This window comes from Niastella vici, assembly GCF_002077945.1.
GTDB classification, from domain to species: Bacteria; Bacteroidota; Bacteroidia; order Chitinophagales; family Chitinophagaceae; genus Niastella; species Niastella vici.
In genome coordinates, this window is the sequence record NZ_LVYD01000056.1 from 61,867 (window position 1) to 78,657 (window position 16,791).

At 46.6% G+C, this 16,791-nt stretch carries 8 protein-coding genes; 6 read left to right on the plus strand and 2 right to left on the minus strand.

Annotated elements, in window-relative coordinates; all coding sequences use genetic code 11:
• Positions 1-7 precede the first annotated feature (7 nt).
• The gene (locus A3860_RS23330; protein WP_216823493.1) at positions 8-1,426 is read right to left on the minus strand and encodes a TolC family protein; all 1,419 of its coding nucleotides are present in this window, start codon (positions 1,424-1,426) and stop codon (positions 8-10) included.
• A 302-nt stretch (positions 1,427-1,728) separates the two neighbouring features.
• On the opposite strand from A3860_RS23330, the gene A3860_RS23335 reads away from it, so the two are divergent.
• On the plus strand, positions 1,729-2,619 hold the full coding sequence (locus A3860_RS23335; RefSeq protein ID WP_081150505.1) for an AraC family transcriptional regulator: 891 nt from the start codon (positions 1,729-1,731) through the stop codon (positions 2,617-2,619).
• Between the two features lie 114 nt (positions 2,620-2,733).
• Complete coding sequence (locus A3860_RS23340; RefSeq protein WP_081150507.1) at positions 2,734-3,891, plus strand: MFS transporter; 1,158 nt, start codon at positions 2,734-2,736, stop codon at positions 3,889-3,891.
• A gap of 150 nt (positions 3,892-4,041) precedes the next feature.
• Here the strand turns inward: A3860_RS23340 and A3860_RS41685 are convergent, their stop codons facing one another.
• Positions 4,042-8,118: a glycosyl hydrolase family 18 protein gene (locus A3860_RS41685; protein ID WP_216823494.1), complete on the minus strand. Its 4,077-nt coding sequence runs from the start codon at positions 8,116-8,118 to the stop codon at positions 4,042-4,044.
• A 1,010-nt stretch (positions 8,119-9,128) separates the two neighbouring features.
• On the opposite strand from A3860_RS41685, the gene A3860_RS23350 reads away from it, so the two are divergent.
• From A3860_RS23350 to A3860_RS23365, 4 genes are all read left to right on the plus strand, one after another.
• Positions 9,129-10,853 (plus strand): carbohydrate-binding protein, encoded by a 1,725-nt coding sequence (locus tag A3860_RS23350; RefSeq protein ID WP_081150511.1) that lies wholly within the window; start codon positions 9,129-9,131, stop codon positions 10,851-10,853.
• A gap of 33 nt (positions 10,854-10,886) precedes the next feature.
• A complete protein-coding gene (locus tag A3860_RS41920) occupies positions 10,887-12,764 on the plus strand; it encodes a glycosyl hydrolase family 18 protein (RefSeq protein ID WP_081150513.1) in 1,878 nt (625 codons plus the stop codon).
• A 148-nt stretch (positions 12,765-12,912) separates the two neighbouring features.
• Positions 12,913-15,525 (plus strand): Ig-like domain-containing protein, encoded by a 2,613-nt coding sequence (locus tag A3860_RS23360; RefSeq protein ID WP_081150515.1) that lies wholly within the window; start codon positions 12,913-12,915, stop codon positions 15,523-15,525.
• A 778-nt stretch (positions 15,526-16,303) separates the two neighbouring features.
• Positions 16,304-16,630: an SHOCT domain-containing protein gene (locus A3860_RS23365; protein WP_081150517.1), complete on the plus strand. Its 327-nt coding sequence runs from the start codon at positions 16,304-16,306 to the stop codon at positions 16,628-16,630.
• The last annotated feature ends 161 nt before the right edge of the window (positions 16,631-16,791 follow it).

The following is a 16,791-nucleotide window of genomic DNA, read 5'->3' on the forward strand; positions in this document are numbered from 1 at the left end:
CCATTCACTACTTAACTTGCTTTACAAACAGCTCAAAATCACCCGAAGCGGCCGCTTTTAACAACAAGGCCTGCCACACATTTAGATAAGCCACATACAGATCGGTCTCGGCGCGGTTCAGGGCAAACTGGGCCTGTTGCAGGTCGACCAAATTGGTAAGCCCGTTCCTGTACAACACGCTCTTTTGCAAAAATGCATCGGCAGCAGCCTTGTATTGTTGCGGCACCTCGTGCACACTTTGCAAACTATTCTCGAACCGCTGATCGGCCAGTATCAATTGGTCCTGCAATTGCGTGGCCACCTGGTCGTATTCATTTTTATAGGCATTGGTAACAAATTGCTGCGCTTTCACCTGTTGTTTGATCTTTGCAATGCTGGTGATATTCCAGGCAATGGACAACCCGGCCACATAGTTGGTACGGGTTGGCTTTATGCCATCCATAACATCATGTGAATATTTGGGATTGGTAGCCGGCGAATAATCATAATTAAAACCGGAGCCCCGGGTTTGAATAATACCAAAAAGGTTCACGCCGGGCAATATGCTTCTTTTAAGGTACGCCGTAGCCACATCGCTTTGATTAATGCGCGACTGGAAAAACTTCACCTGCGGGTTTTGCGTAATGGAGCTGTTGGTTTTCGCCACAGCAGGTATGGTAATAAAAAAAGTAGTGTCTAAATTGAAAGCTGCCGGTGACATGTTCAGGAATTGCGCCAGTTGGTTGCCTACCTGCAGCTCGCCATTCCGCGCTTCTATCAGGGCCAGCCTTGCCCGCGACACTTCGGCGTTGGCAATGGAAGAATCAACCCCGGCATTTAAACCCGAACGGGTACGCGCAATTACTGCCTGCTGCACATACAGGGCCCTTTCCAGATTCTTCTGAGCATTGTCAACCAGCTTTTGGGTGGCCAGCAGGTTCAGGTAAGCGCCCGAGATCTTTACGCTATGAATAAACTGTTCCTGCACCAGATCGGCCGAATCTTTTTGCACCTGGGCATTGGCCAAACTGATCTTTGACTTCAACCGGCCGAATGTAAAAAACTCCCAGTTCGTATTTAAAAAATACAGCGAGCCAAAGGCGGCATTCCAATTTTGCGAAGGGGTTATAGGGCCACTTGAAGAAACACCCGGTACGCCCACAGCGGCGAGCGGACCGTACTGCCCATTGATGGTACCATAATCCTGTTGCACCGAAGCAATCACATTCGGCAGGTACTCATTACGGGTATTTTGCACCAGGGCTGTGGAAGCCTGCAGGTAATTGCGTTTAGCCTGGATGCTTTGATAATTTTTTAACCCGGTATTAATGGCATCAGACAATAATAATGGTTGCGATGACTGGGCTGTTACTGTTTGTTCTCCTGCCAGCAAAAGCATTAGCAAAATGGCGACACCCGGGAATGCATGCATAGTTCTTTGGGTCATAGCTGTAATGATAACTTTTACCCCGTAACTTCTTTCGCGTAAAACCATGGTTGGTTGTTAATTGAGCGTTAACGGTAAAACAACCCTTCCCTGTTGAAGAGGATGTGCTTCACCTTTTTTAATCTATTTTTAATGGCAGCATCGTTGAAGAGACATTATGTTTGTCCGTAGTTCATTGAGCAGATTGTCAATAGATCAGGTAGTTACCAGGACGTATACTTTTAAAACGAGGATGTAAAGGTGCGAATACGGTAGCGATTTTCTGTTGTACAATTTTGGGTTTATTCTGTACTTTTACAGGTATGAACGCGGAGAACCTTCACCAACCATTTGAAATAGTATACAAAGAAACAGACGAATGTCTTAAACCAGCCCACAAACATAATTTTTTTGAACTGGTATATATTATTGATGGTAGCGGCACCCACTGCATCAACAAGAACAAATTCGAATACAGGAACGGTCATTTGTTTTTGCTTACCCCCCAGGATTTACATAAATTAACGGTCAGGACAACCACTAAATTTTTCCTGATCCGCTTCAACGATATTTACTTCAAATCACAGAACGAACAGGCGAACAGCCAGCAAAGCGAATGGATAAAAAAGCTGGAGTTCATTTTTCATAATACCACGCATTCACCCGGTTGTATCTTAAAAGGTATGAACGACCGCGTGCTGGTAAAGGCGTTGATTGATGGATTGATAAAAGAGCACATCAATAAAGATCCTTATCACCAGGAGATCATACACCAAATGGTGAATACCGTGATCTCGATAGTGGCGCGCAACCTGTATATCAAATTGCCAAACAAAATGAGGTACGATTCAAACAATGATGAAACCACATTAAAGATCATTCATTATGTACAGGCCAATATTTACAAACCGGAACTATTAAAAGGGGAGCAAATTGCCAGCGCTTTTCAGATCTCAGTCAATTACCTCAGCGAATATTTTAAAAAACATACCGGCGAAACCTTACAGAATTATATTACCAACTACAAATTAAAGCTGGTAGAAACAAGATTGCTGCACAGCGATATGCGCATTAACGAGATTGCCTTTGAATTACATTTTACTGATGAAAGCCATTTAAACCGCATCTTTAAAAAATACAAAGGCATAAGCCCTACCGGCTACCGTAAACAAGTAATGTTTGACAGGAAAATGGTAGTAGCTGCTACAGCCTGAGCCAGGTACCGGTTTCCGGTTGCCGGTTCCCGGGAAAAACCGGTACCTGGTAGCTGGTAACCGGTAACAGTAACTATTATTACATTGAAAAATTAACTCTGGTATTTCGTTATTATGTCTGGTGCATTACTTACTGACAATCCCCGCAAATCCCGTATAGCAACGGCGGTATTCTTTTTTGTTTCGGGTTTTGGTTTTTCATCCTGGGCCTCCCGGATTCCCACCATTCAGCAGAACCTGCATTTAAGTGAAGGAAAGCTGGGTGCGGTATTGTTCGCCCTTCCGGCCGGCTTAATGTGCACGCTGCCGGTTACCGGTTATTTATTACGGCGGTTCAGCAGCCGGCATATTATGTTTACCGGTGCGGTGCTGTTCAACATCATGTTGTGCCTGGTAGGTTTTGCCCAGCAAACCTGGCAACTGGTGCTGGTGTTGTTCTTTTTTGGTTCATCGCGCAACCTCTTTAACATTTCGGCGAATGCGCAATCAATAGGTGTGCAAAAATTATACGACCGTTCCATCATTGCCACCTTTCACGGCATCTGGAGCGTGGCCGGTTTTGCTGCAGCAGCCGTAGGGTCGCTGGTGGTTTCGTTCAGCGTTCATCCTTCCTGGCATTTTCTCACGGTTGCTATTATATTAACCAGTCTTTGTACTTTCTTTTTCAGGGATACGGTAAATCAACGGCCGCAACCCCACGAGCGTTTACAGAAAACAACCATCCGCATACCCGATAAAGCCCTGTTGAAACTCGGCTTCATTTGTTTTGCTTCCATGGCCTGCGAAGGCACCATGTACGACTGGAGCGCCATCTATTTAAAAAAAGCGGTTCATGCTTCCAAAGAAATGGCAACCGCCGGTTATGCGGTATACATGGTGGCTATGATGTTCGGCCGTTTTACCGGTGATAAATTAGCCAACAGGATCGGGGTGAAAGCCATGTTGAAATACAGTGGATTGTTCATTATGGCAGGACTGTTGCTCGCTGCTGCCCTTCCTTATACAGTGACCACTGCACTGGGTTTTATGATGACGGGCTTTGGCGTATCGTGTGTTGTGCCCATGGTGTTCAGTATGGCGGGAAGAATAAAACACATGAGTGGCGGACCCGCCATTGCAGGCGTTTCAACCATTGGTTATTTTGGTTTCCTGATAGTACCCCCTACTGTTGGGTTTATTGCAGAACAATTTAACCTGCGCTGGTCAATAGCATTGATTGCCCTGTTCGGCGCTTTGATCACCTGGCTGGTGAGTGAATTGAAAGAAAACTAAAATAAAAAAACAAGGAACATGGAATATTGGGTGGGGGTACCCGCAATTCCTGTTCCTTGTTTGGTTTTTCCAATAACCTGTACGCCGAAGCAACCAGGAATACACTAACTCCTAACGCCTCGCTTCCTCATCGTCGTTTATAGTTCCATTCTACAGTTTCACCAGGCGGGTTGTGCTCACATTGCCTGTTTTCCTGTTGGTAATGCGAACGATCCAGATCCCTTTCGACAGGTTACCTGTTTGAATAGTGATGGCACTTACACCGGTAGAAGAAGCAGTAAATGAACGGCTGCTCACGGAATAACCACGCACGCTTTGTACTTCTACAATCAACTGATCGCCGGCTTCTGCATACTTCAACACCTGTGCGGTGGTACCCTCTGTGGGGTTGGGAACAACAGCTGCTCCACCTACTGTAGTGGCAAGGCTGGTTGCTGCACTGGTCCTTGTAGTAGCACTGCAGGCGCCTAATGGCTGCCACCAATAGTCAGCAGTGCCAGGTGTCACGTTGTACAACGCATCAGACAGGCTTACATACAAATAACCATTGTAAGTTACCTTATCACCTTTGTTGTAAATTTTTGGATAAGGCTGGTATGCAGCCACACCGGCGCAATTCCCTGTATTGGTGCTACCGCTTACTGTTACAGTTGCAGCAGATGAAGTGGTAACGGCACCTGCATTATCAGTTGCTTTAGCCGTAATGGTATACGTACCGGCTGCTACATTGCTCCAGGTATAGCTGTAAGGCGCTGCAAATACTTCACTCAACAGTGTGCTGCCATTGTAGAAACCTACTTTGCTTACAGAACCATCTGCATCACTGGCAGTTGCCGTAATAGCAATGCTGGCCGGTGCCGTGTAGCTGGCGCCTGATGCAGGAGCTGTAAGGGTTACAACAGGGGCTGTATTGGTACCGCCACCGCCGCTGCAATCACTCACATATTTCCAGGGCATTCCATCGCCGGTGTTCAGGTCGGGCTGTTGGTTTTGCGTCCACCATTTTGCTTCATAGATCTTGTTGTTATATACCACCTGGTTGCCGCCTACATATACAGCAGTTGCGCTGTAAGCTGCAATACCACTGCAACCGGTACCACCGCCGGTTCCAACCACAATGGTAACAGCTGCTGATGTTGTAACAGCGCCGCCATTATCGGTTGCTTTGGCAGTAAGGGTATATGTACCGTTTGTTACGTTACTCCAGGTAACAGTATAGGGAGAAGCTGTTGCAGAACCGATGCTGGTGCTGCCGTTAAAGAATTCCACTTTAGTTACAGAACCATCGGCATCGCTGGCTGAAGCTGTTATTGAAACAGTCGCAGGCGATGTATAGGTAGCATTGTTAGCCGGTGCAGTAATGCTCACCGTGGGCGCATTGTTGCCGGGTGTGCTACCGAAGAAATAATCATAATAATTATTGGCGAACTCATCACCATTGGTCTTATCCCAATTGATTGACCAGGTCATGATACCTCTTAAATTTGGATAACCGCCTGCTTTCCGCAATGTATAACCACCACCAAATGAAGTTCCTTTGGTCAGGTAATTCAACGCTTGCTTTACACTGGCAGGGGCCAGGTAACCACCGCTTGGTGCAGCAGCTGGTACTGCAGGCAAGCCAAACGCTACCTGGTCTTCACGCAATGCAGGGAAAGTTTGATTTGTTCCTGATACGGGGAAACCGTACAGCAACATTTCTGTCATAGAAACAATGAAATCAGGCGTAGCCTGTGAGTATACTTTGTTATCCATGCCGGTTACCGAACCGGTGTTGTATAACTGGGGATGAATGAAAGTAAGTTGGTCGCGTAACCCATAGATCAGCGGCAGGTACGCACCCACCAGCGGTGAATATTGTGCGCCATATGCTGTTTGCACATAATAAGTTTCTGGCGCCATGGTAAGCCAGCAGTCTTTTCCTTTCGCCTTCCGGTAGTTAATGATCTCTTTTACGGCAGCGATCAGGTTCACCACTTTGGCCGTTGTGGGGCTCATAAAGTTATTATCGCCGTTATCCAATTGCAGGGAAAGACCGCCTTCGAGGTCAAGGTCAAATCCATCGAAATTGTAATTATCGATAATGGATTCCATAGAACTTATAAAGGCCGCCTTGTTAGCAGCAGTCGCCAATACAACAGTACCGTTTTGCCCGCCCAATGACAACAACACTTTGCGGCCTTGTGATTGCAGGGTGGCAATGTCTGATTTGAAATCAGCATCGGTTGTACCTTCCGGCGCAAAGCTGATGGTAGAATAATCTGAACCACTTACGCCAAAGGCCACCTGTATAACATTGTATTTCGAATTCACATCGCGCAGGCGGATGTAAGGCGGCGTGGTGGAAACCCAGTTATGCCAGTAACCTACGATCACTTTTGAGGTATTGCCACCACCGGTATTGCTGTTCACCGTTACAGCAACGGCTGAAGAGGTAGTGGTAGCGCCACTGTTATCGGTTGCCTTTGCAGTTATTGAATAGCTGCCGGCCGCTACATTGCTCCAGGTAACAGTATAGGGAGAAGAAGTTGCAGAACCAATGCTGGTGCTGCCGTTAAAGAATTCCACTTTTGAAATGGAGCCATCAGCATCTGCTGCACTGGCAGTAAGCGTAACGCTTGCTGGTGCTGTATAGGTGCTGCCACTTGCAGGCGCAGTGATAGAAACAGTTGGTGATTGATTACCGGTGCTGCCGCTGGCAAACACCTGGTTGATCTTGTTCACCAGTTTTGATTTGGTATTGGGACAGAAGATCAGCTTTCCATAAGCCGTGGTGCTGCTGGTCATATCGGTCATGTCGCCAAATACCTGCCACACAATTACACCAGCCAGGCCATTGTCTTTTATATATTGTGCCTTGGCACCAATTGACTGTTCGTTATCGTAGCTTAAGAAATAATTGCCTTTAACTTTATAAGGCACTTTCGCTACATCATCCCAGTATTCTGTCCAGCCCGAACCACTGCCGGTTGCCAGCTGAATTTCGCTGTAGGCCGGGGTTCCATCCCACAGGTCTTTTTGCCAGTTGGTAAAGTCGGCGCAGGTTTGAATGGGGCCATCGGGTTGAACCGTTTCGGCGCGTTTTACCGTAGCTGCATTCACTGCAGCAGTGCCGCTACAAACCACCCCTCTTCCGTAGAAGGGAGCGCCCAGGTTCACTTTGCTCAGGTTAACACCAATGGTACGCAGCCCCTGTACGGTTCCGTTCAAAGAAAAACCGGTATACTCCATACCGGGATAATCGTACAAAGGTGCATTGTGACCTGCCTTGTTGCTCCAGCCGCCATTATAGTCATAGGTCATCATGTTATAAAAATTCATAGCACTGTTCAGGCGGCTCCAGGGAAAACCGGTTAATTTGGAAGGTACTGCAGAAAAAGCAGCGGTGATCAGCTTGCTGCTGCCGATGGCTGCACGTACTTCTTCCACTATAGTCGCAAAGTTGTTATAATCAGCCGCGCTGTAATGCTCGATGTTCATACCGGGATCGTTGGGATATTCCCAGTCGAAATCAATACCATCAAAACCCATTGCGATCAGGTCTTTACAATTGGCCACAAATTTGGCGCGCTTGGCAGCATCAGCAGCCATTTCAGGATAATGCTTACACATGCTCCAGCCACCAACAGATGCCATTACTTTCACGCCTTTTGAATGAGCCAGCTCAATGAGGCCGGGCGCCCCACCCTGTTTATGAATAGCCAGCGGGAACGAACCGGTTTTGCCGGTATTTACATTCGACCAGCCGCTGCCTGAGTTACGGTAACCCTGGTTGTACGCATAACTGCCGTCAGAGATATAATACAGGGTTTCCAGTTCACCTTGCAACAGGTACAGGTCCCAGCTGCTGTAGATGTCTTCATTTAGCAGCGCCGCCGGTTCCTGCACCTGGCCTGCCTGGTAAATGTTTTTGTTACGAAAATCACCACTGTGCAATGAACCGTCTTTCGCAACACCGAAAAAAGAAAAGTTCAGGATGGTATACTGCGAGTAATCAACGTTCAATTGATTAAACCCGCCCTTGGGAACCAGGTTCGCCACTTCCTTCCAGGCGTCCCATTGGGTAATATACCCGATCACCTGTTTGGTGTGCTGGGCAGTAGTGGCCGGCACACTGGGGCTCACCTGCGCCCGGGCCGTGGAAAACAAACAGAACAAAATAGCCAAATGAACATACTGCAAAAAACGCCAGGGGCGCCTTTTGTACAGGGTAGACAACACTTTCATACTGTAAAGCATTTTTTAATTAACAATACATACATAATAAATGGAACAAAAAATTTATAAGATCCTGTTGGGCCAAAGCAATACCATATGCATGCGCGTACAGGCACACATAGTACAGCAGGGAACCCAACAGGATAGCAAAGGATAACGGGAATGGATCATAAGACAGGCATACAGACGCCGAAAAAAGGCAAGCCTGTTACCGGCCCATTTCATTCCGTTGTAATAAATCGACTTTGGTTGAGAAATTGTAAGCAGCCTGTAAACACCCGATGGCTATACAGATCATAACAGCTGCAACAATTGAAGAAGGTATTTAGTAAAAGCGTAATGTAGTTGAAGAAGCAGATGCAAAGTAAAAACTGTTTAAAATACTTTTATTACGAAAGCAGTTTTATTTTTTTCCACATTATTGGTCGCCGTTATACGCAGGCTGATAATCAGAACAGAATATATATACTTCAACAAAACATTTCTGCGAACCCGTATTCTTAAGATATTACATTAATGCATTGTTATATAGGAGTGCTAATTAATTGTATCAGCTATGAATGCCGCTCACTGAAATTATCGAGTAATTTTACTCTTTTTCATCCTGAGAATCATTTATAGCTTTGAAATTCCAAAACGATTTAGCGGTTATGAGTTAATTGGAGTGATTTTTGTCTTTTACCTTCTTTGTAAAAATCACTTGACTGTAAGTAGTAATGTAAGTTGTAGCAGCGTCCCTTAGCACTAAGCGGGAAATATGCCCGCATCCCTGGAATATCCATTTTTCCCCTTTCATTTTCTATTGTCACCCTATACCGGGTTACGGTTGCACGTTTCGTATTACGCATACCGTGCATGCCTGTACCGCCCGGTTCCCGGCTTTAGCCGGGAGTTACCAAATGTCTATAGCCAGTTGCAGGCTTAGGGCATGGGTACGTGTTATGCATTATGCATAAAGCATGATGCGTGGCTATTGCTATGCTTTTAACTATTCACCATTAAAACCAAACTGTTTTTCTATGAAAAAGTTTTTACCCACCTGTTTATTATTGGGTGCGCTGACCACACTGCAAAAAAATGCCGAGGCGCAGAACTGGCAGCTGGTGTGGCAGGATGAATTTACCAATGGCATCAGCTCCGACTGGGTTTTTGAAACGGGTAATGGCAGCGGCGGCTGGGGCAACAATGAACTGGAATATTACCGCGCCGAGAATGCCACCGTTGAAAACGGACAACTGGTAATTACCGCCAAAAACGAATCGTATGGCGGTTATAATTATACATCGGCCCGCATGAAAACCCAGGGTAAAAAATCCTGGAAATTCGGCAAAATAGAAGCCCGGATAAAAATGCCGGCATTCTCAGGCATCTGGCCGGCATTCTGGATGCTGGGCGATAACATCTCCTCAGTTGGCTGGCCTTCCTGCGGTGAATTGGACATCATGGAACATATCAATTCCGAAAACATAAATTACGGCACAGCACACTGGTCGGACCCCAATGGCCAGCATGCTTCCTATGGTGGCAATACCGGCGTTACCGTAACCGATTATCACGTTTACAGTATTGAGTGGGATACCAACTACATCCGCTGGTTTGTAGATGGGGTTAAATACCATGAAATTTATATTGGTGGCGGCATCAACGGCACCAGCGAATTCCAGAATAATTTTTTCATTCTGTTGAACATGGCCGTAGGTGGCAACTGGCCCGGCTTTAACATTGACAATGGCGGTTTCCCTGCCAAGATGTATGTTGACTATGTGCGTGTATACCAGGACGGCGGCGGCTCTGTAACCGGTCCTGTAGTTGTATACCAGGATTGTAATTACGGTGGAACTGCAGTAGCATTGAATCCGGGCAGTTATACCCTGTCGCAATTACAGGCCCTGGGCGTGGCAAATGACTGGGTTTCTTCAATAAAAGTGCAAAGCGGTTACAAAGCAACGTTGTATTGGGACGACAACTATAGTGGCAGCACGCTGGTTAAAACAGCCGACGACGCCTGTTTGGTTGATGACGGCTGGAATGATAAAGTATCTTCTATAGTGATCGGTTCCAACACCGCTTCCAGCACGCTGATACAGGCCGAGAGCTACAGCAATATGTCGGGCGTGCAAACCGAAGCCACTACCGATGATGGCGGCGGACTGAACGTTGGTTATATTGATGCAGGTGACTGGATGGCCTACCCTGCTGTAAACTTCCCCACTTCCGGTTCTTACCTTATTGAATACCGCGTGGCCAGCCTGAGTGGCGGCGGCCGTTTATCAACTGACCTCAACGCCGGTTCTATTGTACTGGGTCAACTGGATGTACCTTCTACCGGTGGCTGGCAAAACTGGACCACCATCTCACACACCGTAAATGTAACTGCAGGCACTTATAATCCGGGCATTTATGCCGTAGCAGGCGGCTGGAACCTTAACTGGATCCGCATTACACCGCTTAGCACCGCCAAATCGGCTGCAACCACCGGCATGGTGAACAGCCTCATCGATAACTCTGTACAGGCAGGAAAAGCATTTACCATTTACCCCAATCCGGTTAAACAACTCCTGAACATCAGCAGTGGAGAATCACTGGCAGGTGGGCTTATCCGCATTTATGATATTAGCGGCAAACAGGTTATATCTGCACGGCCTGCCAGCAACCACATTGATGTATCGGCACTGGCGCCGGGTGTATACACACTTTTATTCTCCAAAGACAAAACAAGGATCACTAAAGAATTTGTGAAATAAGTTCCGAACCTTAAAAATTAAAAATCTAAGATCATGAAGAAAAATCTACCGGTCAGCATTTTCCTGTTATTATTGCTGTTTGCCTCCGTGCAACGCGTAGCCGCGCAATTCAGGGTCATCGGCTACATGCCCTCCTGGACGGGTGATGTAAATGCTGTACAGTACAGCAAGCTCACCCATATTAATTATGCATTTCTGTTGCCTACCGCAACGGGAGGAATACAGAGCATTGAGAACCCATCCAAACTGCAAAGCCTGGTTTCCCTTGCCCACTCCAATGGAGTAAAGGTGATGATCTCTGTAGGCGGCTGGAACAATGGCGATGACAGTGGTTTTGAAACACTGGCCGGCAATAGCAGCTACCGCAGCACTTTTGTGACCAATATGATCAATTTTGTGAATCAATATGGTTTGGATGGTGTTGACATAGACTGGGAATATCCCGATGCCGGCACCTCAGCCAATAACTATGTTACATTGATGACACAACTGGCTACCGAAATGCACAACCGCGGTAAATTGCTGACTGCCGCTGTAGTGGGCACAGGCGGCAACAGCATTCTGCCTGCCGTTTTCAATGTAGTTGACTTCCTGAACCTGATGGCATATGACTATAACAACTACGATCACTCAACGTATGCATACGCGCAGCAGTCAATGAGCTACTGGCGGGGTCAGGGTTTACCACAATCAAAATGCGTTCTGGGTGTTCCATTTTATGGCCGGCCCAGCTGGGAAACATTTGCAGCATTGGTTGCCCGTGGCGCCGATCCCTATGCCGACACCTATAATGGCGTTGGTTATAATGGGATCACCACCATCAAGAATAAAACCAACCTGGCCTTCGATCAGGGCAGTGGTATCATGATCTGGGAACTGAGTGGCGATGCAACCGGTTCCAACTCATTGGTATCGGCCATTCATGATGTAGTGTTGACCCATGGCGGCGGCAACACAACAGGCGTGGCTACCTTCTACAAAGATTGCAGCTACGGTGGCTATGCCGTTTCATTACCTGTTGGCACCTACACCCGGACGCAAATGATAGCCAGCGGCATTAGTGACGACGATATCTCTTCTTTAAAAGTACAAAGCGGTTATAAAGTAACGTTGTACTGGGACGACAACTTCACCGGCACCACGCTGGTTAAAACCGGTGACGATGATTGCCTGGTTGATGATGGCTGGAATGACAAAGTAACATCTATCGCGATCAGCACCAATACCTCAGCAACGAGCATTTTGATACAGGCCGAGAATTATAACAATATGGCTGGTATACAAACTGAAACCTGTACCGATGATGGTGGCGGGTTGAACGTTGGTTATATTGATGCCACCGACTGGATGGCTTATTACAACATTAACTTCCCTGTTAGCGGCACCTATAAAGTGGAATACCGCGTTGCGAGCCTGAGCGGTGGCGGCACTGTTTCCTGTGACCTGAATGCGGGTTCCATTCAACTGGGCCAACTGGCTGTTCCTTCAACCGGTGGCTGGCAAAACTGGACAACCATTTCACACAACGTTACCATTACTGCAGGCACTTACAACTTTGGTGTATATGCTCAGGCTGGTGGCTGGAACCTGAACTGGATCCGTATTACACCACTCAGCACCGCAAAAGTGGCAACCACTGCCGGCATGGTAAACAGCCTGATCGATAATTCTGTACAAACCGATAAAGCATTCACCATTTACCCCAACCCTGTTCATCAACAATTGAACATTTCGAACGGTGGCGAATCTTTGTCTGGCGGCATTATCAGAATTTATGATATCATGGGCAAACAGGTGGTAACAGCCCGCCCGGCTGCGAACCAGATCAACGTATCATCTTTGGCGCCTGGTGTATATACACTGGAGTTTACAAAGAATGGTAAGCGCATCGTTCGTCAGTTCATTAAGTAGTATAAGCGCTCCTTTAAGTTAAGTAGTTAATAACCCTGTCAGGTCTTAAGCCGTGCGCACACATATTTATAATATGTATGCAACATGGAATGCTTTTTGACCTGACAGGGTTTTCTTTTACATCCATACCAAAACTTAATCACGCACCATGCATAAACTAAATCTGTACCTGATGATAGGCCTGTGTATAATAGGCTCCGCCACCTATGGTCAGGACAAACGTTATCCCATTGGCAGTAGCACCAATGTCTTAAGCAGCTTTCGCAAACAACTAACGGCCACACAAAGGCCCAATGGACTCAGCCGTTTGCAGTTAAAAATTTCATCAACTGTTTCCATGCCGGCAAGCATCAATTTCCGCCGGTCAATAAGCGCCACCTCAGAACAACTGGCAGGTAGCATTGAAAACATACCTAATTCTTCTTTCTACCTGATGATCGAAGGCAAATCGGTGAACGGGCACATCCTGTTACGTGATAGTAAAAAAGCTTATAAGTATTTTTCCGATAATGATGGCGCTGTTTTTATTGAAGAAACAGATATCAACAAAGTGGTTTGTATAGATTATCAAAAAGCAAACACGACTACTACCACGGAGGCCAGCACGACCGACGCTCCTGTAGCTAATGCACCAGCAGCTGTCACCGACCTGCAAAGCTATCCGGGTGGCAATGGCTGTGTACTGCTCGATTTCGATGGGCAATATGTTTCAGGCACTGGCTGGAACAACGGTAATCCGATCACTGCAGCCCCGGCTAATTTAACAGATGCAGAAAAGGAAACCGTATGGAAATTGATCAGCGAAGATTACCGCCCATTTCATGTGAATATCACAACCAGTGAGGCCGTTTTTAATACGTACCCAAAAACGAAAAGAATGCGTTGCATTTTTACACCTACCAATACAGCTGCCCCGGGAGCCGGCGGGGTAGCGTATTTAAATTCCTTCAGGTGGAATGATGATACCCCCTGCTGGGTTTTCAACAGTGGCGCCAAAGCAGCCGGTGAAGCCGGTTCGCACGAAGTGGGCCATACATTCGGTCTTTCACATGATGGCAGAACATCGCCTGTTGAAGAATATTATGCAGGCCAGGGCAACTGGGCCCCCATCATGGGTGTAGGGTATTATGTAACCCTGGTACAATGGAGCAAAGGAGAATATGCCAATCCCAGTCAAACCCAGGACGACCTGGCTATAATCTCCAGCACTGCCAACGGCGTAGGTTACCGGGCCGACGATTATGGCAACACGATATCTGCCGCCGGATCGCTTACTGTTGATGGCTCGGGCAATGTAAACAATGCAGGTATTATTGAGCGCACCGGTGATGTGGATATGTTTGCATTCACCACTACCGGCGGTAACCTCAGTCTTACCTTCAACCCCAATGCCACGCATCCTGATCTGGATATTCTGGCTACTTTATATGATAATAACGGAACTGCCATTACAAGCTCCAATCCCACGGCCCTGAACGCCAGCATCAGCAGTACGCTGGCTGCGGGCACGTATTATGTTTCGGTTACAGGTACGGGTTCAGGCAATCCTGCTACCACCGGTTATTCCAACTATGCTTCGCTGGGTACTTATACCATTACCGGCACCATCGCCGGCGGTTCTACCCCAACCGGTATTGCCATCTTCTATAAAGATTGTAACTACACAGGCACTTATGCAATCGGACTGAACGAAGGCAACTACACAACAGCGCAGCTTACCGCAAAAGGAATATCCAACAAAGACATCTCTTCCATTAAAATAACTTCAGGCTATGAAGTAGTGTTGTACAAGAACGACAATTTCGGTGGCAGCGCTGCCGGTTATACCGCAGATGTTTCCTGCCTTGTGAGCAGCGGCTGGAATGATTCTGCTTCTTCGTTACGCGTTCGTAAGGTGGCCAACACCTTACCTACAGTAAGCATTACTTCACCAGCCAATGGCAGCACATTTACCCCACCGGCCAGCATTACGATCAATGCAACCGCCGCAGATGCCGATGGCGCCATCAGCAAAGTGGAATTTTATAATGGTTCTACCAAACTGGGTGAAGATGCCAGCAGCCCGTATTCATATACCTGGGCCAATGCAAGCGGCGGCACTTATACCATTAAAGCAGTGGCAACAGACGATCGTGGCGGACAGGCCACAGCACAGATCACGGTGGCAGTCAGCAACCCGGCCGGGGCTACTGTGTTCAAACATTGCAGCTATGGCGGCTATACGATCAACCTGCCGGTTGGCACCTACACGCTCAACCAGTTAATAGCACTGGGCGCTTTGGACAATGATATTTCTTCATTAAAAGTGAACAGCGGCTATGAAGTGATCCTGTACCGCGATAATAATTTTGTAGGTCCTGCTTATTTGTTCAGAAGCAATTACGAATGCCTGGTGAGCGTTGGCCTGTCGGGCGGTTCAACCGTTAACTTAAACGACTGGACCAGTTCCGTTGTGGTTCGTCAAACTGCTGCACAAGCTATGGCTGCATCAGAAAATGGCGGCGTAATTCCATATATTGAATACGCATCAACCATGCGCATATTGCCTAACCCCGTCATCAGTGAAATGGTTATTCAATATGGCAACATGGGCGATTATTTTGATGTGAAGATCGTTGACGTAAACGGCTCCCTTGTTTATACTGCTCCGCGTATTTTAAGCGGACAGGCCATCAACATCGCGAACCTGCGACCAGGCCTTTATTTCGTTAAAATAAATACGGGTAAAGAAACAATCACGAAAAAATTGATCAAGCGTTAATAAGGGAACTATTCCTTTACACGCGGAAGATTCTGGCATGAAAGAATAGTCCACAGTCCATTAGTCATAGTCCGTCATCACGGAGCGGGAGCATGCCACCCGCTCCGTTTTTTATTTTACACCCCCCGGCCCCCTAAAGGGGGAGTGCTGGCGCGTTTTGAGAAGTCACTACTCAATTCAGCAATCTGAAATTCTAAAAAAATATGTAGACTTAAGCTATGTCAGCCTGTTGAATTTTGTTATGTTTTTTAAGGTGGGGTAGTTCACCCCCATTAGGGGGCCGGGGGTATTAACCAAAAACTTGCAAGCCGTTAACAATATTGCGCACCGTTAACCGTCTAACCTTACATAAACTCGGCATTATGCATTCAATAGCTTTCCCTATTATTACCGGCGTTGTACTGATTGGCCTTATTTTATCATTTTACCTAAACAACAGGGGCAATAAAAACGACAGCGACCTCAATATTTACTCTTAGGTGCTGCTTTTAATGGATAAATGATCCAGGTTAACTTCTTGATGTATTCCCCCGCCATCGCCGGCCAGGCGATGACAAGTTTTTTACTTATCAACTCTTTTTTGTAACTTAGTGATAATAGGTCATTTCCTGGGAAAAACCCCAACGCTTCCATTAAATAACTACGATAGAAAGAACTGTACTATTTTATACTTATAGTTTTCCATTTCCAATGATTAGCTCCATACAGCTGATGGGGGAAAAGCTATTGCCATTCCAAAGCTGACTGCTATTTCTAAACGGTAAAAAACTATGTACTTATGAATTTATTAATAATGAATAAGCAACGCCGGCTCGTTTTATCTGTAGCGATCATTGGCATTGTAGTGGCGGCATTTGGAACAGTATCTTCAGGCAATGGCATATGGCTGTCGTTACTGGCGCCTTTAACGTTGATCTTATTGGCACTGTTGATTAAAAGTCCGGGTAATGCGAAGCCAGCAAATACACCCGTCCCCAACCAGCCACCCGTGGCTACGATCAATAAGCTGGAAGAGATGATAAAACTGATAGACCTGAAAGATGCGGGAAAAATATCAGATGTAGAATACCAGGAAAAGAGAGAACATTTGATCTACTATAGCTAAGCTATAAAATTTATTTTCGCTCAGGTATCAACAACAGAGCATCGGCCACCACTGACCCACCGGCATTGGCTGCCTGAATGGTTACATTTGATCTATTTTCGCTCAGGTATCAACAACACAGCATCAGCCACCACTGCCCCATCGGCATTGGTTGCCTGTAT

Coding starts and splice junctions, on each gene's coding strand:
- A3860_RS23330 (WP_216823493.1), bottom strand. CDS start 1,426: ATGACCCAAAGAACTATGCATGCATTCCCGGGTGTCGCCATTTTGCTA.
- A3860_RS23350 (WP_081150511.1), top strand. CDS start 9,129: ATGAAAAAGTTTTTACCCACCTGTTTATTATTGGGTGCGCTGACCACA.
- A3860_RS23365 (WP_081150517.1), top strand. CDS start 16,304: ATGAATTTATTAATAATGAATAAGCAACGCCGGCTCGTTTTATCTGTA.
- A3860_RS23335 (WP_081150505.1), top strand. CDS start 1,729: ATGAACGCGGAGAACCTTCACCAACCATTTGAAATAGTATACAAAGAA.
- A3860_RS41685 (WP_216823494.1), bottom strand. CDS start 8,118: ATGAAAGTGTTGTCTACCCTGTACAAAAGGCGCCCCTGGCGTTTTTTG.
- A3860_RS23340 (WP_081150507.1), top strand. CDS start 2,734: ATGTCTGGTGCATTACTTACTGACAATCCCCGCAAATCCCGTATAGCA.
- A3860_RS41920 (WP_081150513.1), top strand. CDS start 10,887: ATGAAGAAAAATCTACCGGTCAGCATTTTCCTGTTATTATTGCTGTTT.
- A3860_RS23360 (WP_081150515.1), top strand. CDS start 12,913: ATGCATAAACTAAATCTGTACCTGATGATAGGCCTGTGTATAATAGGC.